Here is a 17,809-nt window from a genome sequence, read left to right on the forward strand (position 1 = left end):
GTACTTTTACCAACAACAGTTTCTTGTATAGCCGATTGATCTCATGCCGACAAAAATCTCATTGAAAATATACGCTCTTCTAGGTCTGACCTTTCTTTTGGCATCCTGTGGTGTTTCAAAATCATTGAAAGACGTGCCCGATATTAGTCCGTATGAAACCAATATATCTAAAAGGCGCCAACTTACGGATTCTACATTTGCACTCGGTTCTAATTTTTTAACCAAAAACCATCAAGGCCAATACGAACTCTACGTGTCCGGAAACCCTTATGAACTGGGTTTAAAAACAGGAAGTTTAACACGTGAATTGTTCCAAGAACAAGAGCGCGTTTTTGTAGAAAAAATAGATGACTTTGTTCCCTCTGAAAAAAAGCAAAAACTTCTTCGTAAGTTCTTGGCATGGTTCAACCGTAAAATGTACAAACACGTAGACGAGCAGTACAAAGCCGAGATTTACGGTATTTCGCAATACGCTTCAGAAGATTACGACCGTATAGCGGCGCCCTACCCGCGGGTTATGTATTTTCATGGAGCTCATGATATTGGGCATGCCCTGCAAGATTTGGCATTAGTTGGTTGTTCTTCATTTGCGGCTTGGGGAAACCATACCGAAGATGGAAAACTGCTTATCGCCAGAAATTTAGACTTCTATGTTGGAGATGACTTCGCCAAAAACAAAATAATAGCTTTTGTATCACCCGATCAAGGCCACAAATTTATGTCGGTTACTTGGGGAGGTATGATTGGCGTAGTCTCTGGTATGAACGACCAAGGTTTAACCGTGACCATTAATGCCGGAAAATCTAAATTTCCATTAGTGGCCAAGACTCCTATTTCATTGGTTACACGGGAAATTTTACAATACGCATCAACTATAGAAGAAGCCATCGCTATTGCCAAGAAACGGGAAGTATTCGTTTCCGAATCTATTTTCGTAGGAAGTGCCAAGGATAAAAAAGCGGCCTTAATTGAGGTTTCTCCAAATAACTTTGGTGTTTACGAAGTAGAAAATGGAAACCAATTAGTTTGTTCCAATCACTTTCAAAGTGCAGCCTACGCCGATGATAAAAAGAATAAAAAACATATTTTAGAGAGCCATTCCCAATACCGCTATGAACGCATGGAAGAACTTTTGGAAGAAGAGCCTAAAGTTACTCCCGAAAGTGCCGTTGCTATTTTGAGAAATAAAAACGGACTTGATGACAAACGTATTGGTTACGGCAATGAAAAAGCGTTGAACCAGATGTTAGCGCATCATGGTATTGTTTTTCAACCGGAAGATTTAAAAGTTTGGGTGTCTAGCAATCCGTATCAATTGGGCGAATTTGTTGCTTATGACCTAAACGAAGTTTTTGAAAATGCTGACCAAAATGCTCAGGCAAGACCTGTTTCTTCAGCAAATGAAAATATTGGTCCAGACCCTTTTTTACGAACTTTGGCCTATCGTCATTATGAGCGCTACAGAGATTTAAAAAGTCAGATTACCACTGCTATTGCTTCCGAAGAAAAAATTGAAACTTCTTTGCTATCGGAATTTATAGTGGTAAATCCTGATTTATGGGAAGTTCACTTTCTTGTGGGAACCTACTATTACGAAAACGAGTTGTATCAAGAAGCACTTGAAGCTTTTAAAACAGCAAAAACCAAAGAAGTAACTACCGTACCTGACGCAGAGGCACTAGACAAATACATTAAAAAAACCAAAAGGAAGCTCAAATAATGATTCCAGAAATAGAAAAAGCATCCGTAGAAAAAATCAAGGCCTTCCAAGAAGAAAAACTTCAGGAGCTTATAGGGTATGTTGCCGAGAAATCACCCTACTATAGACGTGTTTTACGACAATATAAAATTCTTCCAACGGACATTAAAACTTTGGAAGACCTTGCAAAACTGCCAGTAACGACCAAAGAACAGTTACAGCAGCATAACAACGATTTTCTTTGTGTACCAAAATCCCAAATTATTGATTTTGTTACTACCTCAGGAACCCTTGGAGAGCCTGTAATTCTTGGCCAGACGGATAAAGACTTGGACAGATTGGCCCATAACGAGGCTATTTCTTTGGCTTGCTCCGGTGTGGGCGAAGATGATATTATACAAATGACCACTACTATGGACCGCCGTTTTATGGCCGGTCTTGCCTATTTTCTTGGGGTTAGAAAACTGGGGGCGGGAATCATTCGTGTGGGTGCAGGTATACCTGAATTGCAATGGGATACTATTCTAAAGTTCAACCCAACCTACCTTATCGTTGTGCCCTCCTTTTTATTAAAACTGATTCAATATGCTGAAACCCATGGTATAGACATTAATGCTTCTGGAGTAAAAGGCGCTATCTGTATTGGTGAATCATTGCGGAACCAAGATTTTTCACTGAACGTTCTTGCTCAAAAAATTAAAGAAAAATGGAATATTGAACTCTATTCCACTTACGCTTCTACTGAAATGAGTACTGCTTTTGCAGAGTGTTCGGAACAACAAGGAGGACATCACCATCCCGAGCTTATTATTGCCGAAATCTTGGATGAAGATAATCAGCCCGTTGAGGCTGGCAAAGAAGGAGAACTTACAATTACCACTCTTGGCGTGGAGGCCATGCCTCTATTGCGGTTTAAAACAGGTGATATTGTGGTTGCCCATACTTCGCCTTGTGCATGTGGTAGAAACACCATGCGTTTGGGGCCTGTGGTTGGGCGAAAAAAACAAATGATCAAATACAAAGGCACCACCCTATACCCTCCCGCCATGGATAACCTTTTGAATGATTTTGAGGAAGTGGAAGGTTATGTATTCGAGATTTATCATAACGAGATTGGTACGGATGAGATTCTGATTAAAATCGCCTCATCTTCGGCGGACCATAAATTGATGCAGGCCATAAAAGACCATTTTCGTTCTAAACTGCGGGTTTCTCCCAACATTGAACTTTGCGCAAATGAAGAAATTCAGAAGCTAAGGATGTCTAAATTGGGAAGGAAGCCTATTAGCGTGATTGATAAGCGGGCGTAACACCTGGCTTCGACTGCGCTCAGCCAGGTGCTACTCGTATACAAACTACAAACTTGACAATGACAGATTAAGCCTTATTAGAACTCTCATTTAATTTTTTCTTTATTATGACGTTGGCAATGTCATAAGCTTCAGTACTTACCAAATTTCTAAACTCTCGTTGTGCCATCAACTCGTCAAAATGCTCGATAACGAAAGGCAGCACCCTTTCTATACTCATATCTAAATCTCCATTATCTAAAAGCTCTCTAATTTCTTTTGGAGATTTAAGCAATACTTCACGTATAAAATTTACCTTGGTATCAGGAATAGTTTTTCCTGTCCTATAGTTGTGTATCGTTCCTCTTCCTACACCAAGTAGTTTGCCTAATTCTGAATTCTTAAGTAAACTTCTATCCGCTAGTTCATTAAATTCCTCTTTGTTCATATTGATAGTAAAAAATAAAATTTAAAAATAATGTTTAATATTATTCCGTTTGATGCTCTGCTAACCTTCGTTTTACGTCATTAGTAAAACCTACATAGAAACTCTTGTCGGTACATTCCAGAATGTAGACGTAGTAAGGTCTCATTAAATTAGCTTTTTGCACATATGTGTAAAATGCGCGGCTGAGCGCAGTCGAAGCCCCGCATTTTACTTCCCAAGTAAATACAGCCCCATTTGAATTTTCCAGTAGGGCATTTTTTCTTCAAAACGTTCAAAGAATACTTTTAGTCCTTCGGGGTTATCAAGTTCGGAATAGGCTTTTTTTATGCTTGCGACTTCTTCCTTCGATATAAATGTATTCAAATCTACATCGGCACCTTCGGCATGTGCTTTTTGGAGGTGGATATAAACACTACCTTCCTGTATGCCTCGTTGTGTGGCAATATCCTGAACCGAATACCCTTCTTGCAACAATTGAAACGAAAGTTGGTGACTCGGATTTTTCTTTGGTTTCCTTTTGGGTTTTGGCGCGTTTATCTCCTTAAGAAATGCTTCGGCGTATTTTTCCAGTTTCGCTTGTCCTACCCCTGATATTTCTAGGAATTCCGTTTCGTTTTTAGGGCGTTTTTCTTCCATATCCTTCAAACTGGCATCACTGAAAACCACATAAGCGGGTACATTTTGCTCAGCTGCAATTTGTTGTCTCAATACCCGTAGTTTTTCGAACAACCCGGTGGCTGCTGTTTTAGACTGGCTAGTTTTCTTCGCTTTGCTTTTCTCTTTCTTCTCTAGAATAGCAAGTTGTATCTGCTTCTTCTCATAAAGCACCTGTTTTGCCAATGGCGTAAGCGACAGCCGACCGCCTTCCCTGAAATTAATGGAAAGCACACCTTGGTTCAATAACTGAATAATATACTGCTGTAAATCTTGCCAAGACACCTCTTTTACGGCACCGTACGTTTTTATATGCTGATACCCTTTTTCCATCACTTGGGCATTTTGCGCCCCGCGAAGCACATCTACCAACATTCCCATGGCCTCCCGTTCCTTTAAGCGAGCGACTCCGGAACATATTTTTTGTGTGAGTACCGTTGCATCAAAATATTTGGGCGGACGGTTACAGATGTCACAATTGCCACAATTCTCGGTCATGTGTTCCCCAAAATAATTGAGTAAAGCAATCCTGCGGCAACTTAGAGCTTCGGCAAATTGCTGCATTCGCTCTAACTTGGCATACTCCACATCTGCATTTTCGCTGGTATTGATAAACCTTCGCAATTGTGCTACATCGGCAAAACTATAAAATAGTAAAGCTTGTGCAGGCAGGCTATCCCGACCTCCACGACCTATTTCTTGATAATAGCCCTCTATATTTTTAGGCAAGTTATAATGGATGACCCAACGAACGTTGCTCTTATCTATTCCCATTCCAAAAGCAATAGTGGCTACGATAATGGGCACGCGGTCTGTAATAAAATCTTCTTGCACCTTGCTACGTTCATCCGCAGGAAGACCCGCGCTGTAGGCTTTCGCATTAAAACCGGAAGCCACAAGCTTAGCTGCAATGGTCTGTGTACTTTTTCGGCTTAGACAATAGATGATTCCGCTTTCGTTCGGTCGCTCTGCTAAAAACTCCAAAATCTGGGTAATCCTATCCTGTGCCGGACGTACTTCCAAAGAAATATTAGGCCGATTGAAAGATGCCAGATGACGCAACGCATTTGGAATTCGTAACTGGTCTAAAATATCGTCCTGCGTTGTTTTATCCGCCGTAGCGGTCAATGCAATTATCGGAACCTCTGGGAAACGTTGTTTTAAACTCCCAAGTTGGGTATAAGCCGGACGAAAATCGTGACCCCAAGAAGAGATACAATGTGCCTCATCTATGGCAAAAAGGCTAATGGTTATTTCCGAAATAATATGTTGCAATAGGGCCAAACTCTCCGGTGCCACGTACAATAACTTCAGCTCACCCTTAAACAATTTAGCCTCTACCTCTTCTTTTTTTGAAGCTTCCAACGAACTATTAAAATAAGCTGCTGAAATACCGTTACCGATCAAAGCATCTACCTGATCTTTCATTAGCGCAATCAACGGAGAAATTACAATAGCCGTACCTTCCATAGCCAAGGCCGGAAGTTGAAAGCAAAGCGATTTTCCACCACCCGTAGGCATTATGGCCAGCACATCTTTTTTAGCAAGTACATCGTTAATGACATTCCATTGGTTGGCCCGAAAAGAATCGTAACCAAAATTTGTTTTTAAAAGAGGGAGTAGTTCTTGTTCTGTTGTAAGCGTCATGTAATACGTATAGAGATTCTTGCTCAAAAGAGCCGTTTTAGCAAACGAAGCGCACCGAAAGTAGCGTATGGCGCCACTCAATTAAGGCTTCGTTTGCAAAGAACGGCATATTCTATTTACCCAACATTAAAAGTTCGTTACAACGTACTTCTGTAATGTATCGTTTTTCACCTTCTTTGGTTTCGTACGAGCGGTGGGTAAGTTTTCCCTCTACGGCAACCTGCTTGCCTTTAGTTAAATAATTCTCTACGATTTCTGCGGTCTTACCCCAGGCCACCACATTATGCCATTGGGTATCTTCTACAGGCTCACCTTGGGCGTTCTTATAACGCTCTGTAGTAGCTATGGAAAATTTGGCGAGTTTGTTACCATTGTCCATGTTTACAATTTCTGGGTCTTGACCCAAATTACCGATCAACTGTACTTTGTTTTTTAAGGCGTTCATATTATTAATTTTTATGTTAAACAGTTTATACTATTGAACCACCATGATTCAACGGTACAAACATAGAACGGCCTCCAAATTGTATTCGGTTACAAAATAATTGTTTTCGTTTGTAAACGTTTGAAAACGTATATAATTCCCCAAAATAAGGCGCTAAAACGACCTAAACCACTATAATTTAAAGTATTTAACTAAATTACGGGTATATAATATATATAGATCATATGATCTATATTCCTACGTTAGGCAAAAGTTTAAAAATTAGACTTAAGAACAATTTATCTCCCAAATACTAAGATCCATTAATTTAACTCTAATTCCCATATCTGTGGGCTTTCGAGGAGGAATTCCAAACACTTCTGAATGAGAAAAATTTGATTTTGAAGGCTTATGTAAGACCTCAAGTGGTAATGGCGTTTTTCTTAATCCTAAAACGGACATAGATAGTACTCCATTCTTTTTAGGATCTTTTGCTCTTTCTAAAGTATCCTTAGCTGTACTATGAGCTGACCAATCTACAGAAAGACCTCCTTTGCCCTTTGGGTCAAATGCTACAGGTCTGATAGAAGGTAATTGATTAGGTTTTGAAAAATCAAGATTTACTTTATGAACTCTCATATAAACCAAATCTTCATTTGGAATAGCAAGTGCTTCTTCCATTAATTAATATTTTATTGGTAACGGCAATAGATTAAACTTTACATTGTCTAACAAAAATTCACCTTCGGAATATTGCTTCTCCGTAGAATCAGTAAAAAAACTACCCTTGTTTTCAATATAATTTATATTAAGAAAAAATCGAAAATCTTCTTCATCCCAAACAAAATCTATAGAACCATTTGGTCCATGATACATTTTTGGCATGTAAAGAACTCCGTCATAAATATTCTTAATCCACTTTAAATAACTAATTAAAAATTCTGCGCTTTGTTTCCATACATCTTCTTCATAAACATTACCTCCTTCATCATCCCAATCTTCTTCTAAATCTAAAATATACTTCGCTTGTAAAAAAACTTGATTAAGTTTTTCAAAACCAGCAGGAATATGAAGGATAATATTATTAATTTTTAAAACTTTAGATTTTCTAACAAAAATTTCAGGTCTAATTACTTCTTCCGTCCATTCAGCTTTGAGTACTTGATCCCATTCATTAATATCGGATTCTTGAAATAGAGAGCCTAATATAATTTTAGGAGAATTATCTCTTGAGAAAGATTTTTTTCTGCTAAATTCACTTGCTTTATCTCTCAAGAGATAACTTGAAGAAGGTTTGTATATTTGTTTTTCAGATAACATTTATTAATATTAGATTAATTTTATGTTTCCAGAATAAGTTTCTCTTAATCTCTTATCTCTTTCAATAGCTTTCTCAATTTGATTTTTTAATTCAATTAAATCTTCAAGACTTATAGATAAGTGTAATTCATTTAAAGGGTCAGAGTTTTGATACTCTAAATACAATTTATGTAAGACAATTCCATAATTTTCATTATTTGTTGACGATTCATTCTCCAATAAACGTATGTCTGTAATAAATTTAAATTCACGAAGATTATTTGAATTTTCAACACTAAATTCTCTTGCTTTCTCAGCTAATTGTATTCTATCCATATTTGATAGAATATCCAATAAATTTGACTTTAATTTATTAGTATCTTTTGTGTTTAATTTAGTATTTGATAGTTCTTTATATGATTCAGCTAAATTTTTGGCAAGAACAGAATAACTATCTTGTTCTTCAGAAACTAATCCTGTAAAACTGAGTATCGCCTTGAGCAAATCATCACCATCAATATTGAGCAGATCATATAAATCCTCAGCTAAATCGCCATAAAACTTACCTAATTCTAAATTATTGAGATAAATAATTAATTTATCTAATTCACTACCAGATAATTCACCAATAATTTTAAATCCTGAAAATACCATTTCAGGTACTCTGATTGTAGCCATAACTTGATTTTGGTTATATAACTATGTAAAATACTGAAAATTATACTTGTAATATGTTATTTCTTTTATAAAAGATATTATTCAAAATTAATAAGAAACTTATTAAGGAAAAAACCTTTGCCTAACAATGTATATAAAACATAGCTATTATGGGCTTTCCGAGAGGTTTGCGTATATTTACAAAGTCTGCCAAATTTTTTAATTTGGCTTTTTAGAGAAAACTAAGATAAAAAGAAAATTAAAAAATTCGGCTTGTATATAATCTGAAACTTTAGCTTCTATTTACACGCTACGTTTCATATACGAGACGTTGGCAGTAATTAAAGACAACACGCTTGTATACAGAAATATATCAATAATAATTAAATGAAAATAGACAAATCTCTTTTTGAAAAAGCATTAGATATTATTGGAATTGACTCTTCAAAAAACGTTATAAAAGTAACGGATAAAACTCTTGATTTTTTTAAAGAGATAGACTTGCCAGATGAATTAATTGACTTTTTTAAACAATTTTCGTGTTTAAAATATATTGATTTTGACGGAATAAGTTTTTCACGAATAAACGATATGCGAACTGATAATCTGGAAGAACAGAATAATGAACTATATAAAAAGAAATTACTAATCATTGGCTCTGGAATGAATGGCGACCCAATAGTTCTGAATTTTGAAACTATGAATATGGGATATGTTTTTCACGACCAATTATGGGAAAATGAAGAAATCGAAGATTTGGATTCAATTTATATAGACTTAGGTTTGAGTATTGGGGAGTTCTATTATAAAAAAATGACCGAAGAAGAATTCCCAATTGATGCATATGATGCGGAAGAATATGTGAAAAAATAACTACTGCCAACAATGGCTATAGTTAATACGGGTTTTGGTACTTAACCCAAAGTTTAGAGCTTTTAACCAAGTCCGCCAAATCTTTTGATTTGGCTTTAGAACAAAAAAGATAAAACAAAATAAAAAGTTTTGGCTAAGTGCTTAATCGAAAGTTCAATACTTTTAATTCCCGTACTAACCATAGCCTGAACGTTGTATGCAATTATGAAAAACCAAGATATCTAATGAACAGTAAAAGTTTTAAAAAATGTTTTTCAATAGATTCAATACTGCTTGCTTGGGAACGAGTCATATCTAGTGTTGGAACTGATGCTAAAGATTACTTTGGAATTAGTATTTATAGTGCTAATCTAAATCAAAATTTAAAAAAACTTTCTGACGAATTAAATAATGGTGAATATAACCCAACAAGACCTTTTAAGTATTTTGAACCTAAAATAAATGGAACTCAAAGAACAAAAACTGTACTTGGAATTAAAGATGCAATTGTCTATCAAGCTATTGCAAATTATGTTGCAGAATTAACATATGACCATTTTACCGAGACAAGACATTTTGTATTTGGTAGTGTTCTTAGTCCCGATGTAAAAAAAGGCACTAGCCTTCTAGAAGAAGACGGAATTGATTTTTATTTTTTCGAATACTACGTTAGTCTGTATAACCGCTTTGTAGAAAGTATAAATGAAACCGTTGACAAACATTCCATTCAATATAGATTAGAGACTGATATAACTAGTTTTTTTGATACAATACCTCACTCTACTTTAATCATTGAACTTAACAATTTTCAAATAGATAGAGAAATATTAGAGTTCTTCAGTAATTGTCTTAATTTTTGGTCTGGTACAAGAGATTCAGAAACTATTGGTGTTGGTATACCACAAGGACCAGCTGCGTCATACTTTTTTGCAAACTTAATTTTAGACAGCTTAGATAGGATGGCAATGAAAAATGGATTGACCTATTTCAGATTTATGGATGATATAAGAATATATGATTCTAATAAAAATAATCTCAATTCAGCATTAATCAGTTTTGATAGACATCTTAAAAGCAAATCTCTTTCCATAAATATTAAAAAGACCTCAATAAAAGAGGTAGAACATTCAGAAAATGAAAAAGGTAGACTACTTGATTCGTCTGGAATAAAGATTAAGAAAAATAAAAAATCAAAGGAAATTGATATAGACATCTTAGAACACGATTCAACTCAAATAAGTGGTGATGAAGAAAAGAATATAACAGCTTTAAATAAAAGAGAAGCTTTAAACTTTTATTATCAAGCTATTCGTCAAATTGAGGACGAATTATTAGATATCTACTACGAAACCAAGGATGAAGACATTTTAGAATCATCATTTTTAACAGATGTCAAACTTGTTAGAAGATTTTTAACGTTAGCTCAAAAATGGAGATTAGTTAGTAAAAATCTCATTGATATGGATGATAAAATTCCTGACTATGAAATGGTTGACATATGGCTATTTGGAATTTCAAGAATTCATTGGAAAGCTAATAACCTTATTTGGAATTTAACTTATTACATTGATTTAAGTGACTACCATTCTGAGTTCAATAAATTACTAAATGAATTTAAAGATTACGAATGGGTAAAATATCAAATACTAGCTGTTTATGGTAAAACTCTGAATTTTAAGAGTTCAAAACTAAATTCTATTATAAAGAAAATTAATGAAGAAAAAAGCCCTCTTGTAAGGCTAGGATATTATAAGATGCTAGTAGAAAAAATAAAGGTTAATTCTCAAATTGCAGATTCACTAACATATTTGATAAAATCAGAACCAGAAATTTACGTTCAAGAAACAGTTCTTAATCTAATACATCAAAAACATTTGAATATTCCAATTGACAACTTAAAAACTTGGTTTTTATGATGGATTATTTAAAAACTCTCGATAACATAAAAAATTCTATTAGTAAAGGCGAGGAACTAAATGCAACCAACAAACTTATTGTAATTGGATTAATAGAAAAAGAAAAGGAATCTTACGCTATTGATGATGAAGATTCATTTACTTATTTCTACGAAGATGTAATTGATAGCGAAATCGCTTTTGATTTTGAAGAAAAACTGACAACACCTGTTTATGAAGTTGCACAAAGTGATGCAACTAACTGTATTAGCACCTTTTCTTCGATTAAAAAACTTGAAGAGAATTCTTCTTTATATTCTTGGCTTCAAAATGCAATCCGATTTACAGACCACTTAGCGTTGCATTATCTTCAAGAAATAATTAATGAAGTTCCAGAAAAACAAGGTGATGCAGGAATCGAAAGGTCAAGATACATTCAAATAAATCAAAAGAAAAATGATGCTGAAAAGGCAGGAAGAATAATGGACAACCTTTATGATTGTAGAAATAAATTGGAACACCGCAAAATTAAAGATTCCGAGGATTCAGATTACCAAAGAATAATACCACCTAATTATAAGAGAGCTAAAAAGCAAATTGTAAAACGCTATCCAGAAGCCTTAATATGCTTTCAAGATTCGTTTATTAAATTTTACGCAAAATAACTGCATACAACAATGTATAAAAATAATAGCGGTTTAATCGCTAAAATGAAAGTAAGTAAATATAAAAAAAAGTCTGTTTTTAACCGAAAAGTTAGTGCTTTTTAATCCGCTACTATTCTTATACTAGACCGTTGTAACACATTTCATTGCGCCAATGCGGCCAAATTTCAATATATCAAAATAAATTCTGCTTATGCAACAAGAAAAAGATTATTTGCAACGTGAAATTCAAAAACTGACATTATTCTTAACTAAATTAATTAGTAAAATAAGTGGCTCTCATTTGGACAATGTCGAGGTTGATTTGCAACAAACAGACCATGAATTTCAGCATAATTTTGGATTTTCTTTGTTTAAATTAATGGATTTATCAAACCCGAAAATTTTAGATAAATTAAAAGATATTGATGAGACTCATTTAGAAAAAATTACTGAATTATTGTTTGAATCAGTCAGAAAGGCGAAAGAAACGGACAAAAATTCAGGAATTGATATCAAATCATTTTCTGAGAAAACTATTTTTTTACTTGATTATTTGGACAGTAGTACAGGCACTTATTCCATTGATAGAATGAATAAGAAAAACGTGTTACAACAAAACCTCCTATAAAAAGCCCTAGTCCAATACTCTAAAGATAATTAATATGTACATTTTATCCTAAATCACCTTTTTTCTTTTAATATAACTTGCTCCCACTCCTATATGTGATACACCTTTTTCTAGGGTTCACCTGCATCTGTATGATTATAAGTTATAATAAACCGGTTCACTTGCTATACGATGTGATCATGCCCTAAGACGGTCACAGGTTTTGTTTTGTGATACAGGTTTTTAATACTTCTTTTTGAGCTTTGTTATGATTTACTTTTGTTTTATTTATTCCACTACTCCAATTACGTAAGGTGTCTCTGTTTTTATAACCGCTAATGTTCTACTCAGTAATTTTCGAGCCACTTTTACTATTATACTCTTCACATTCTTGCCTAAATGTTTTCTGTAATACGACTGCATTATAGGGTCTGTTCGTATGGCTTGCCATGAGGCCTCTATAAAATAACTTCGTATCAAACGATGCGCTCTTCTGGTCATGCCGGTTGTTCTTAAATTATCACCGCTTTGATAAATTCCAGGTGCCAAACCAACATAACCCGACAAATGTTTCAAACTTCTAAACCTACGTAAATCCCCTAATTCACAAAGTATTCCACAGGCAACAATACCGCCGATTCCTGGTATACTTCCAAGTAAATTATAATCTTTCTTATAATACGTCTTACAGAACCTTCGCAGCTGGGTAGAGACATCTCGAAGATCTTGGTCCACAAAACGAAATTGACGCATTCGACTATCAAGGGTTGCGCGTGCCGGACAATATTCAAATTGCAAAGCATCAAGCCAATCTCGAAAACCATGACTCCAATGACTATTGTCATATTGCTCAGGAACAATAACTCCGAAATACAACAGCTGTGATTTTATAAGACTTTTTATTCTTCTATAATCTTTCACTAGATCATTTCTTCTACGAAACAAACTTCGTAACTGCTCACGTTCCATATCAGGAACATGAATACTATCTAAACGACCATCTTTTAGCTCCCTTGCTATGAGTTGCGCATCTATCCTATCGGTCTTAGTGTGCTTCTCTTTTCCCTTTCGATGAACATCGGCTGGATTCACAACCAATGAACGCCATCCATAACTCTCAAAGCTTCGATGCGCATGGTAACCGCAACAACCAGCCTCGTATGCCGTAATCACTTGATGGTCTTGAAAATACTTCTCAACATAATTCTTTAATCCTTCTGGTGATGGAGGCATTGAAAAGGTCTTACCTCCTGAAATGTCTGTCGAACAATGAATCTTCCAACTTCGTTTGTGAATATCGATACCAATGAATAACTTAGGTCTTGCAGTGTGCTCTGTTTTCATATCTTTTTGTTTTAGTGAACTTTAAAGATAACGGACACGCTGCTTTTACATAGATGCTAAACGTAATCCGGACTTTAGGGCAAAACCGAAAGGTCTGGTGTATAATTATAAAGTCGCTAAATCTTATGGATTTAGCTTTAGAATAAAAAAAATAAATCAAAACAATAAGCTTTAGCTTCGTGCGCAGACGGAAACGAAAAGTTTCCTTACCACCGCACTACGCTTAGCCCAACCGTTAGCACCAATATAAAAAAATGAAGATAACCACATTGACACTCCTGTTACTTCTATGTTTCTCTTGTAAAGACAGAAGTCAAATTGCAAAGACTGAAACACAAAAAACTGATAATAATAAAATAGTAAAACCTGAATTTCAGTCAATTATTGATTCTTCTGATGTTAAAGGTTCAATATTAATTTACGATTTAAACAAGGACATATACTATTCAAATGACTTTGAATGGTCAAACAAGGGGAATTTACCAGCATCTACATTCAAAATCGCAAATTCAATTATCGGACTTGAAACTGGCGTGATTGAAAATGATAGTATCATTTTTAAATGGGACGGGGAAAAGAAATGGTTAAAAAATTGGGAACAAGATTTAATTCTTAGAGATGCTTTTCAATTTTCTTGTGTTCATTGTTATCAAGAAGTTGCAAGAAAAGTCGGTTCAAAAAAAATGAATGATTATGTATCAAAACTTAACTATGGAAATCTAAAAATTGATTCTACCAACATCGATAAATTTTGGTTAGAAGGAGAATCAAGAATAAGTCAAATGGAACAAATTGACTTTCTGAAAAGGCTCTACAACTTTGAACTTCCTATTTCCAAAAGAACTGAGAGTATAATGCGAAATATTATGCTCATTGAAGAAACTGACCAATACAAAATTAGTGGAAAATCTGGTTTATCAAATAATAACGGAGAATACAATGGTTGGTTTGTTGGGTTTGTTGAATTTAAAAACAATACATACTTATTTGCCACAAATCTGGAGCCTGAAAAAGAGTTTGATATTAATTCTTTTATTGAAAAAAGGTTGGATTTAACTCTTCTCGGTCTTAGAAAATTGAATGTTCTGAAATAAATACTGGTGCTAATCGAGTGGATGGCTCCGCCATCAAATGACGGAGTGCACCCCTCACACCACCGTACGTACGGGTCTCGTATACGGCGGTTCGTAAATCATCAAACCAAGGCTCTTTTCACCCTTGGCACTATCTTCTAATTTAGGCATAGGCTACAACATGTGCTCCTATGCGAATTTTGAAGAGAATTACGTTCGGTCCTTCCTTGTTTATGAGACCTCTAGGGTACTGCCTTAGCTCGTTTCCCGTAAGTACTATGACCTCTGCTGACTTCTCCATGTAGCTACACGTAACTTTGGAGACCTCCCCAGGTAAGAACATCTTCTTTCTCTCGATCCCTGCCGTATCTACATACTTACCCTTTTGATGTTCTTAGGGCGTTACAATGATGTGCTTGCTTACCCAAGTAAATATGCTCCGTATACGGTTCCTGCTTGGTTTATCCTGAGCACAGCCGAAGGGTCAGTACCGAGCTTTGTAGTCCTGCTCGCTTCAGTCCTGACCTGACTCATAAACCTTCCACCTTACTAATGGTTCAAGGCTACCCCAGCCCATAAGGGACTTGCACCCTCTAGATTAATTAACTACTTTTCTGTAGTTAAAAGATGCCCATACTGGGCACACACAACGTATAAAAATAATAGCGGTTTAGTGCAAAATTCAAAGTTTAGTAAAAACTGAAATGTAGGACTTTTGATTCCGCTACTATTCTTATACTAAACGTTACCACACATTTGAGAAAATGCTTTATACAGGAGTTGATGGAGAATCTGGAGAACGTTAAAAACTCCCCTGATAAGTTTAAGACCGAATTTAGGCGTATGGTCATGCTATTAAAGAAAGAGAATGCTTCTGACAAAGATTGGGAGGTATTCAAAACTTATTTTTCTGAAGTTCATAACGACTTTGACCAGAAACTGAAGACTTTATCTTCTGATGTTTCAGAAAAAGAAATTCGGTTAGCAGCTTTTCTTAGAATGAACCTAACCACAAAAGAAATTTCAGCCACTTTGAACGTGCTACCAGATAGTATTTTAAAATCTAAATACTGCCTAAAAAAGAAACTGATCTAAACCAGTTTTTGAATGCACTTTGATCACCTACAAACGCTTACTAATACACATTAAAGTATCATCAATATTAACGGGCGGGGTAGAGATTTTATACAATATAATACCCGATGTATGTGCTCGGTACTCCTTAAGTTTCTCACCAAATTCATTGGTGATGTAACCTACAACATCCCCTGCTTTAACAGTATCGCCCGCGTTAAGGTCGCTGTAAAAAAGTCCTGTTTCGGTAGCGCTTAAATAGGTTTGGTTGTTGAGCTGAATAAGGTTGGCATGTGGTCCGGTTCCGTTATCATACATATCCATATCGTCAAGCATATTATAGACCCCATTTTTTACTAAGCTAACCGCATTTTCCTGTATATTGCCCAATTTGCCACTTTCAAAGCTCAAGGCTATTTTACCATCTTGTGATGCTTGTTTAAAGACATATTTTGCAGGTTCATCGTCCCTTAAGGAGAACGGATATGAAACTATATATTCAAATCCGCTGTTCTCGGTCAATTCCCTGGCTTTTTTTGTTTGTTCTGGGTAATTAGGGTTATCGTAGAAAAGCGCAAACGGAATCAAATCTTCGTTGACGCCACCACCATGTATATCTATAAAAACATCGCTCGCAGGTATTATGGTCGTAGTAATAAAATCTGCTATTTTTTGGGTAACGCTACCTGTAGATTTTCCGGGGAAGGCTACATTTAAATTTACTTGGTCATGCGGATTTACAATAGAGGTTCTCGAAAAAAACGAACTGGTATTTGCAATAGGTATAATAATCACGGTACCGTTCAATTTATCGACATCAATTTCGCTTAACAGTTCTTGTACGCCAACAATAGGCGGATATTCAAACCCGTGCACACCGGCTACAATGGTAAAAACCGGTCCTTCGTTCTTTCCTTTTAGTACAGAAATAGGCAAAAAGGTTTTGTTATTTCTAGCATCTTGAAATGTAATACGTATGTTTTCTTTTAGTGGTCTTGTAGTATTAGAAAATACGTCTTGAAAACTGTTTTGGGCAATCCCAGAAGAAAGCGTGAAAAATATAAAAAGGGTAAATAAAGACCTACACATGATAAGATATTTTTGGAAAGACCAAGGTATTAAAAAGCTACTTGCTAGTAAAGCTATTCACAGAGAATAAAATTACGAACAGAAAAACGTAATAACGCATGCATGGAGCTCAGTGCTTAAGACTTTACCTCAGTAGAAAGCATGATTTTTTATATGTTTTGACCTTTAGAATAAAAATACCGTATTAATTTATTTTAAGAGATATACATATTAAAATAATCACTAACTTTCTCAGGATTAAGATATTGTGTATTTGTATCTAAAAAATGTTTAGTGTCAAATATTTAATGAAGTAAGTAAGTTCCCCCTAATATGTATTGCCGGTAATAGTATTCCCCCTATGTGGTAAAATACCAATTGAGTAGAATATTAACCAATACTTATATATTATGAGAACTATTAAGATGACTATGTTTTTTATGCTTGCTGTGTTTTTAACACCTCTTATCAATACCGCACAAGAAGTTTCGGCCACTATGGATTTTGAGAATGCAGAAGCCAATGTAGCTGTTGTATCGAATTACGTAAATGCGGTGCAAAACGGAGATGCGGATACTATGGTAGCGCAATTATCAGATGACGCCAAAATTTATGGTCTTAGCGGAGCTCCTACCAACGTAATGAACCCTTCCCAATTGTCCGAATATTATAAAGAAAGTTTTGCAACTACCAAACATTCAATTGACCCAAACACGTCTTATGCGCCCATAAAGGTAACAGGTGGCATAAACGAGGGCGAGTGGGTTATGGTTTGGACTACAGACACTATTTCAAATAAGAAAACCGGTAAAGAAATTGCGATTCCTGCACAAGTTACGTGTTTTGTTAAAGATGGTAAAATTACAATGATGGCGCATTATTACGATCAATTAAACGTAATGACGTCTATGGGCTACACGCTACAACCACCTACTGAATAATAAATAAACCTATGGTATTCATGTAAAACCCAGAAGCTTTTTCTGGGTTTTGCTTTTTATCGTTCAATGAACTGCACAGCCTCTATCTTGTGGAGAGTAATTTTCAGAAGACTTCAACCCCAACTACTGCCTTCCCTGATTAAATTCTCACAACTAAATTCTATTTCCCGGCTTTTACGGTTTTCCGTAAT

At 35.4% G+C, this 17,809-nt stretch carries 19 protein-coding genes; 9 read left to right on the forward strand and 10 right to left on the reverse strand.

Annotated features, from left to right (window positions below; all coding sequences use genetic code 11):
• Positions 1 to 43 precede the first annotated feature (43 nt).
• Together IWC72_RS04435 and IWC72_RS04440 are read left to right on the forward strand one after the other, a co-directional pair.
• Complete coding sequence (locus IWC72_RS04435) at positions 44 to 1,720, forward strand: C45 family peptidase (RefSeq protein ID WP_194528951.1); 1,677 nt, start codon at positions 44 to 46, stop codon at positions 1,718 to 1,720.
• Positions 1,720 to 3,009, forward strand: a complete 1,290-nt coding sequence (locus tag IWC72_RS04440; protein ID WP_194528952.1) for a phenylacetate--CoA ligase family protein — start codon at positions 1,720 to 1,722, stop codon at positions 3,007 to 3,009. The genes IWC72_RS04435 and IWC72_RS04440 overlap by 1 nt, the downstream gene beginning before the upstream one ends.
• A gap of 67 nt (positions 3,010 to 3,076) precedes the next feature.
• Here IWC72_RS04440 and IWC72_RS04445 read toward each other — a convergent pair whose 3' ends face one another.
• From IWC72_RS04445 to IWC72_RS04475, 7 genes are all read right to left on the reverse strand, one after another.
• On the reverse strand, positions 3,077 to 3,436 hold the full coding sequence (locus IWC72_RS04445; protein ID WP_194528953.1) for a hypothetical protein: 360 nt from the start codon (positions 3,434 to 3,436) through the stop codon (positions 3,077 to 3,079).
• Positions 3,437 to 3,476: 40 nt separating this feature from the next.
• Positions 3,477 to 3,581 carry a GIY-YIG nuclease family protein gene (locus IWC72_RS04450; protein ID WP_194528954.1) on the reverse strand — a complete coding sequence of 35 codons (105 nt, stop codon included), beginning with the start codon at positions 3,579 to 3,581 and terminating at the stop codon, positions 3,477 to 3,479.
• Between the two features lie 62 nt (positions 3,582 to 3,643).
• Positions 3,644 to 5,764 carry a DNA helicase RecQ gene (gene recQ, locus IWC72_RS04455; RefSeq protein ID WP_317171385.1) on the reverse strand — a complete coding sequence of 707 codons (2,121 nt, stop codon included), beginning with the start codon at positions 5,762 to 5,764 and terminating at the stop codon, positions 3,644 to 3,646.
• 85 nt (positions 5,765 to 5,849) lie between these two features.
• Positions 5,850 to 6,182, reverse strand: coding sequence for a single-stranded DNA-binding protein (locus IWC72_RS04460; protein WP_194525032.1), 333 nt, complete (start codon positions 6,180 to 6,182; stop codon positions 5,850 to 5,852).
• A gap of 267 nt (positions 6,183 to 6,449) precedes the next feature.
• Positions 6,450 to 6,842, reverse strand: a complete 393-nt coding sequence (locus IWC72_RS04465) for a hypothetical protein (RefSeq protein ID WP_194528955.1) — start codon at positions 6,840 to 6,842, stop codon at positions 6,450 to 6,452.
• Between the two features lie 3 nt (positions 6,843 to 6,845).
• Positions 6,846 to 7,481 carry a hypothetical protein gene (locus IWC72_RS04470; protein WP_194528956.1) on the reverse strand — a complete coding sequence of 212 codons (636 nt, stop codon included), beginning with the start codon at positions 7,479 to 7,481 and terminating at the stop codon, positions 6,846 to 6,848.
• A 9-nt stretch (positions 7,482 to 7,490) separates the two neighbouring features.
• The gene (locus IWC72_RS04475) at positions 7,491 to 8,138 is read right to left on the reverse strand and encodes a hypothetical protein (protein WP_194528957.1); all 648 of its coding nucleotides are present in this window, start codon (positions 8,136 to 8,138) and stop codon (positions 7,491 to 7,493) included.
• 366 nt (positions 8,139 to 8,504) lie between these two features.
• Between IWC72_RS04475 and IWC72_RS04480 the strand changes: the two genes are divergently transcribed.
• The 4 genes from IWC72_RS04480 (at position 8,505) to IWC72_RS04495 (ending at position 12,139) form a co-directional block, all read left to right on the forward strand.
• Positions 8,505 to 8,990, forward strand: coding sequence for a hypothetical protein (locus IWC72_RS04480; protein ID WP_194528958.1), 486 nt, complete (start codon positions 8,505 to 8,507; stop codon positions 8,988 to 8,990).
• Between the two features lie 224 nt (positions 8,991 to 9,214).
• A complete protein-coding gene (locus IWC72_RS04485; RefSeq protein WP_194528959.1) occupies positions 9,215 to 10,885 on the forward strand; it encodes an RNA-directed DNA polymerase in 1,671 nt (556 codons plus the stop codon).
• Positions 10,882 to 11,529 carry a hypothetical protein gene (locus IWC72_RS04490; RefSeq protein WP_194528960.1) on the forward strand — a complete coding sequence of 216 codons (648 nt, stop codon included), beginning with the start codon at positions 10,882 to 10,884 and terminating at the stop codon, positions 11,527 to 11,529. Before IWC72_RS04485 ends, IWC72_RS04490 begins: the two co-directional genes overlap by 4 nt.
• A gap of 193 nt (positions 11,530 to 11,722) precedes the next feature.
• Positions 11,723 to 12,139 (forward strand): hypothetical protein, encoded by a 417-nt coding sequence (locus tag IWC72_RS04495; RefSeq protein WP_194528961.1) that lies wholly within the window; start codon positions 11,723 to 11,725, stop codon positions 12,137 to 12,139.
• A 267-nt stretch (positions 12,140 to 12,406) separates the two neighbouring features.
• Here the strand turns inward: IWC72_RS04495 and IWC72_RS04500 are convergent, their stop codons facing one another.
• On the reverse strand, positions 12,407 to 13,462 hold the full coding sequence (locus IWC72_RS04500; RefSeq protein WP_194528962.1) for an IS110 family RNA-guided transposase: 1,056 nt from the start codon (positions 13,460 to 13,462) through the stop codon (positions 12,407 to 12,409).
• Positions 13,463 to 13,716: 254 nt separating this feature from the next.
• Here IWC72_RS04500 and blaOXA point away from each other — a divergent pair, with 254 nt between their 5' ends.
• On the forward strand, positions 13,717 to 14,556 hold the full coding sequence (blaOXA, locus tag IWC72_RS04505) for a class D beta-lactamase (protein WP_194528963.1): 840 nt from the start codon (positions 13,717 to 13,719) through the stop codon (positions 14,554 to 14,556).
• Between the two features lie 142 nt (positions 14,557 to 14,698).
• Here the strand turns inward: blaOXA and IWC72_RS04510 are convergent, their stop codons facing one another.
• Positions 14,699 to 14,836 (reverse strand): hypothetical protein, encoded by a 138-nt coding sequence (locus IWC72_RS04510; protein ID WP_194525040.1) that lies wholly within the window; start codon positions 14,834 to 14,836, stop codon positions 14,699 to 14,701.
• A gap of 455 nt (positions 14,837 to 15,291) precedes the next feature.
• Between IWC72_RS04510 and IWC72_RS04515 the strand changes: the two genes are divergently transcribed.
• Positions 15,292 to 15,630 carry a helix-turn-helix transcriptional regulator gene (locus tag IWC72_RS04515; protein WP_194528964.1) on the forward strand — a complete coding sequence of 113 codons (339 nt, stop codon included), beginning with the start codon at positions 15,292 to 15,294 and terminating at the stop codon, positions 15,628 to 15,630.
• A 27-nt stretch (positions 15,631 to 15,657) separates the two neighbouring features.
• Here IWC72_RS04515 and IWC72_RS04520 read toward each other — a convergent pair whose 3' ends face one another.
• Positions 15,658 to 16,698 (reverse strand): succinylglutamate desuccinylase/aspartoacylase family protein, encoded by a 1,041-nt coding sequence (locus IWC72_RS04520; RefSeq protein ID WP_194528965.1) that lies wholly within the window; start codon positions 16,696 to 16,698, stop codon positions 15,658 to 15,660.
• A 389-nt stretch (positions 16,699 to 17,087) separates the two neighbouring features.
• Between IWC72_RS04520 and IWC72_RS04525 the strand changes: the two genes are divergently transcribed.
• A complete protein-coding gene (locus IWC72_RS04525; protein WP_194528966.1) occupies positions 17,088 to 17,618 on the forward strand; it encodes a nuclear transport factor 2 family protein in 531 nt (176 codons plus the stop codon).
• The last annotated feature ends 191 nt before the right edge of the window (positions 17,619 to 17,809 follow it).

This window comes from Zobellia roscoffensis, from assembly GCF_015330165.1.
In the GTDB taxonomy this organism is placed as follows: domain Bacteria; phylum Bacteroidota; class Bacteroidia; order Flavobacteriales; family Flavobacteriaceae; genus Zobellia; species Zobellia roscoffensis.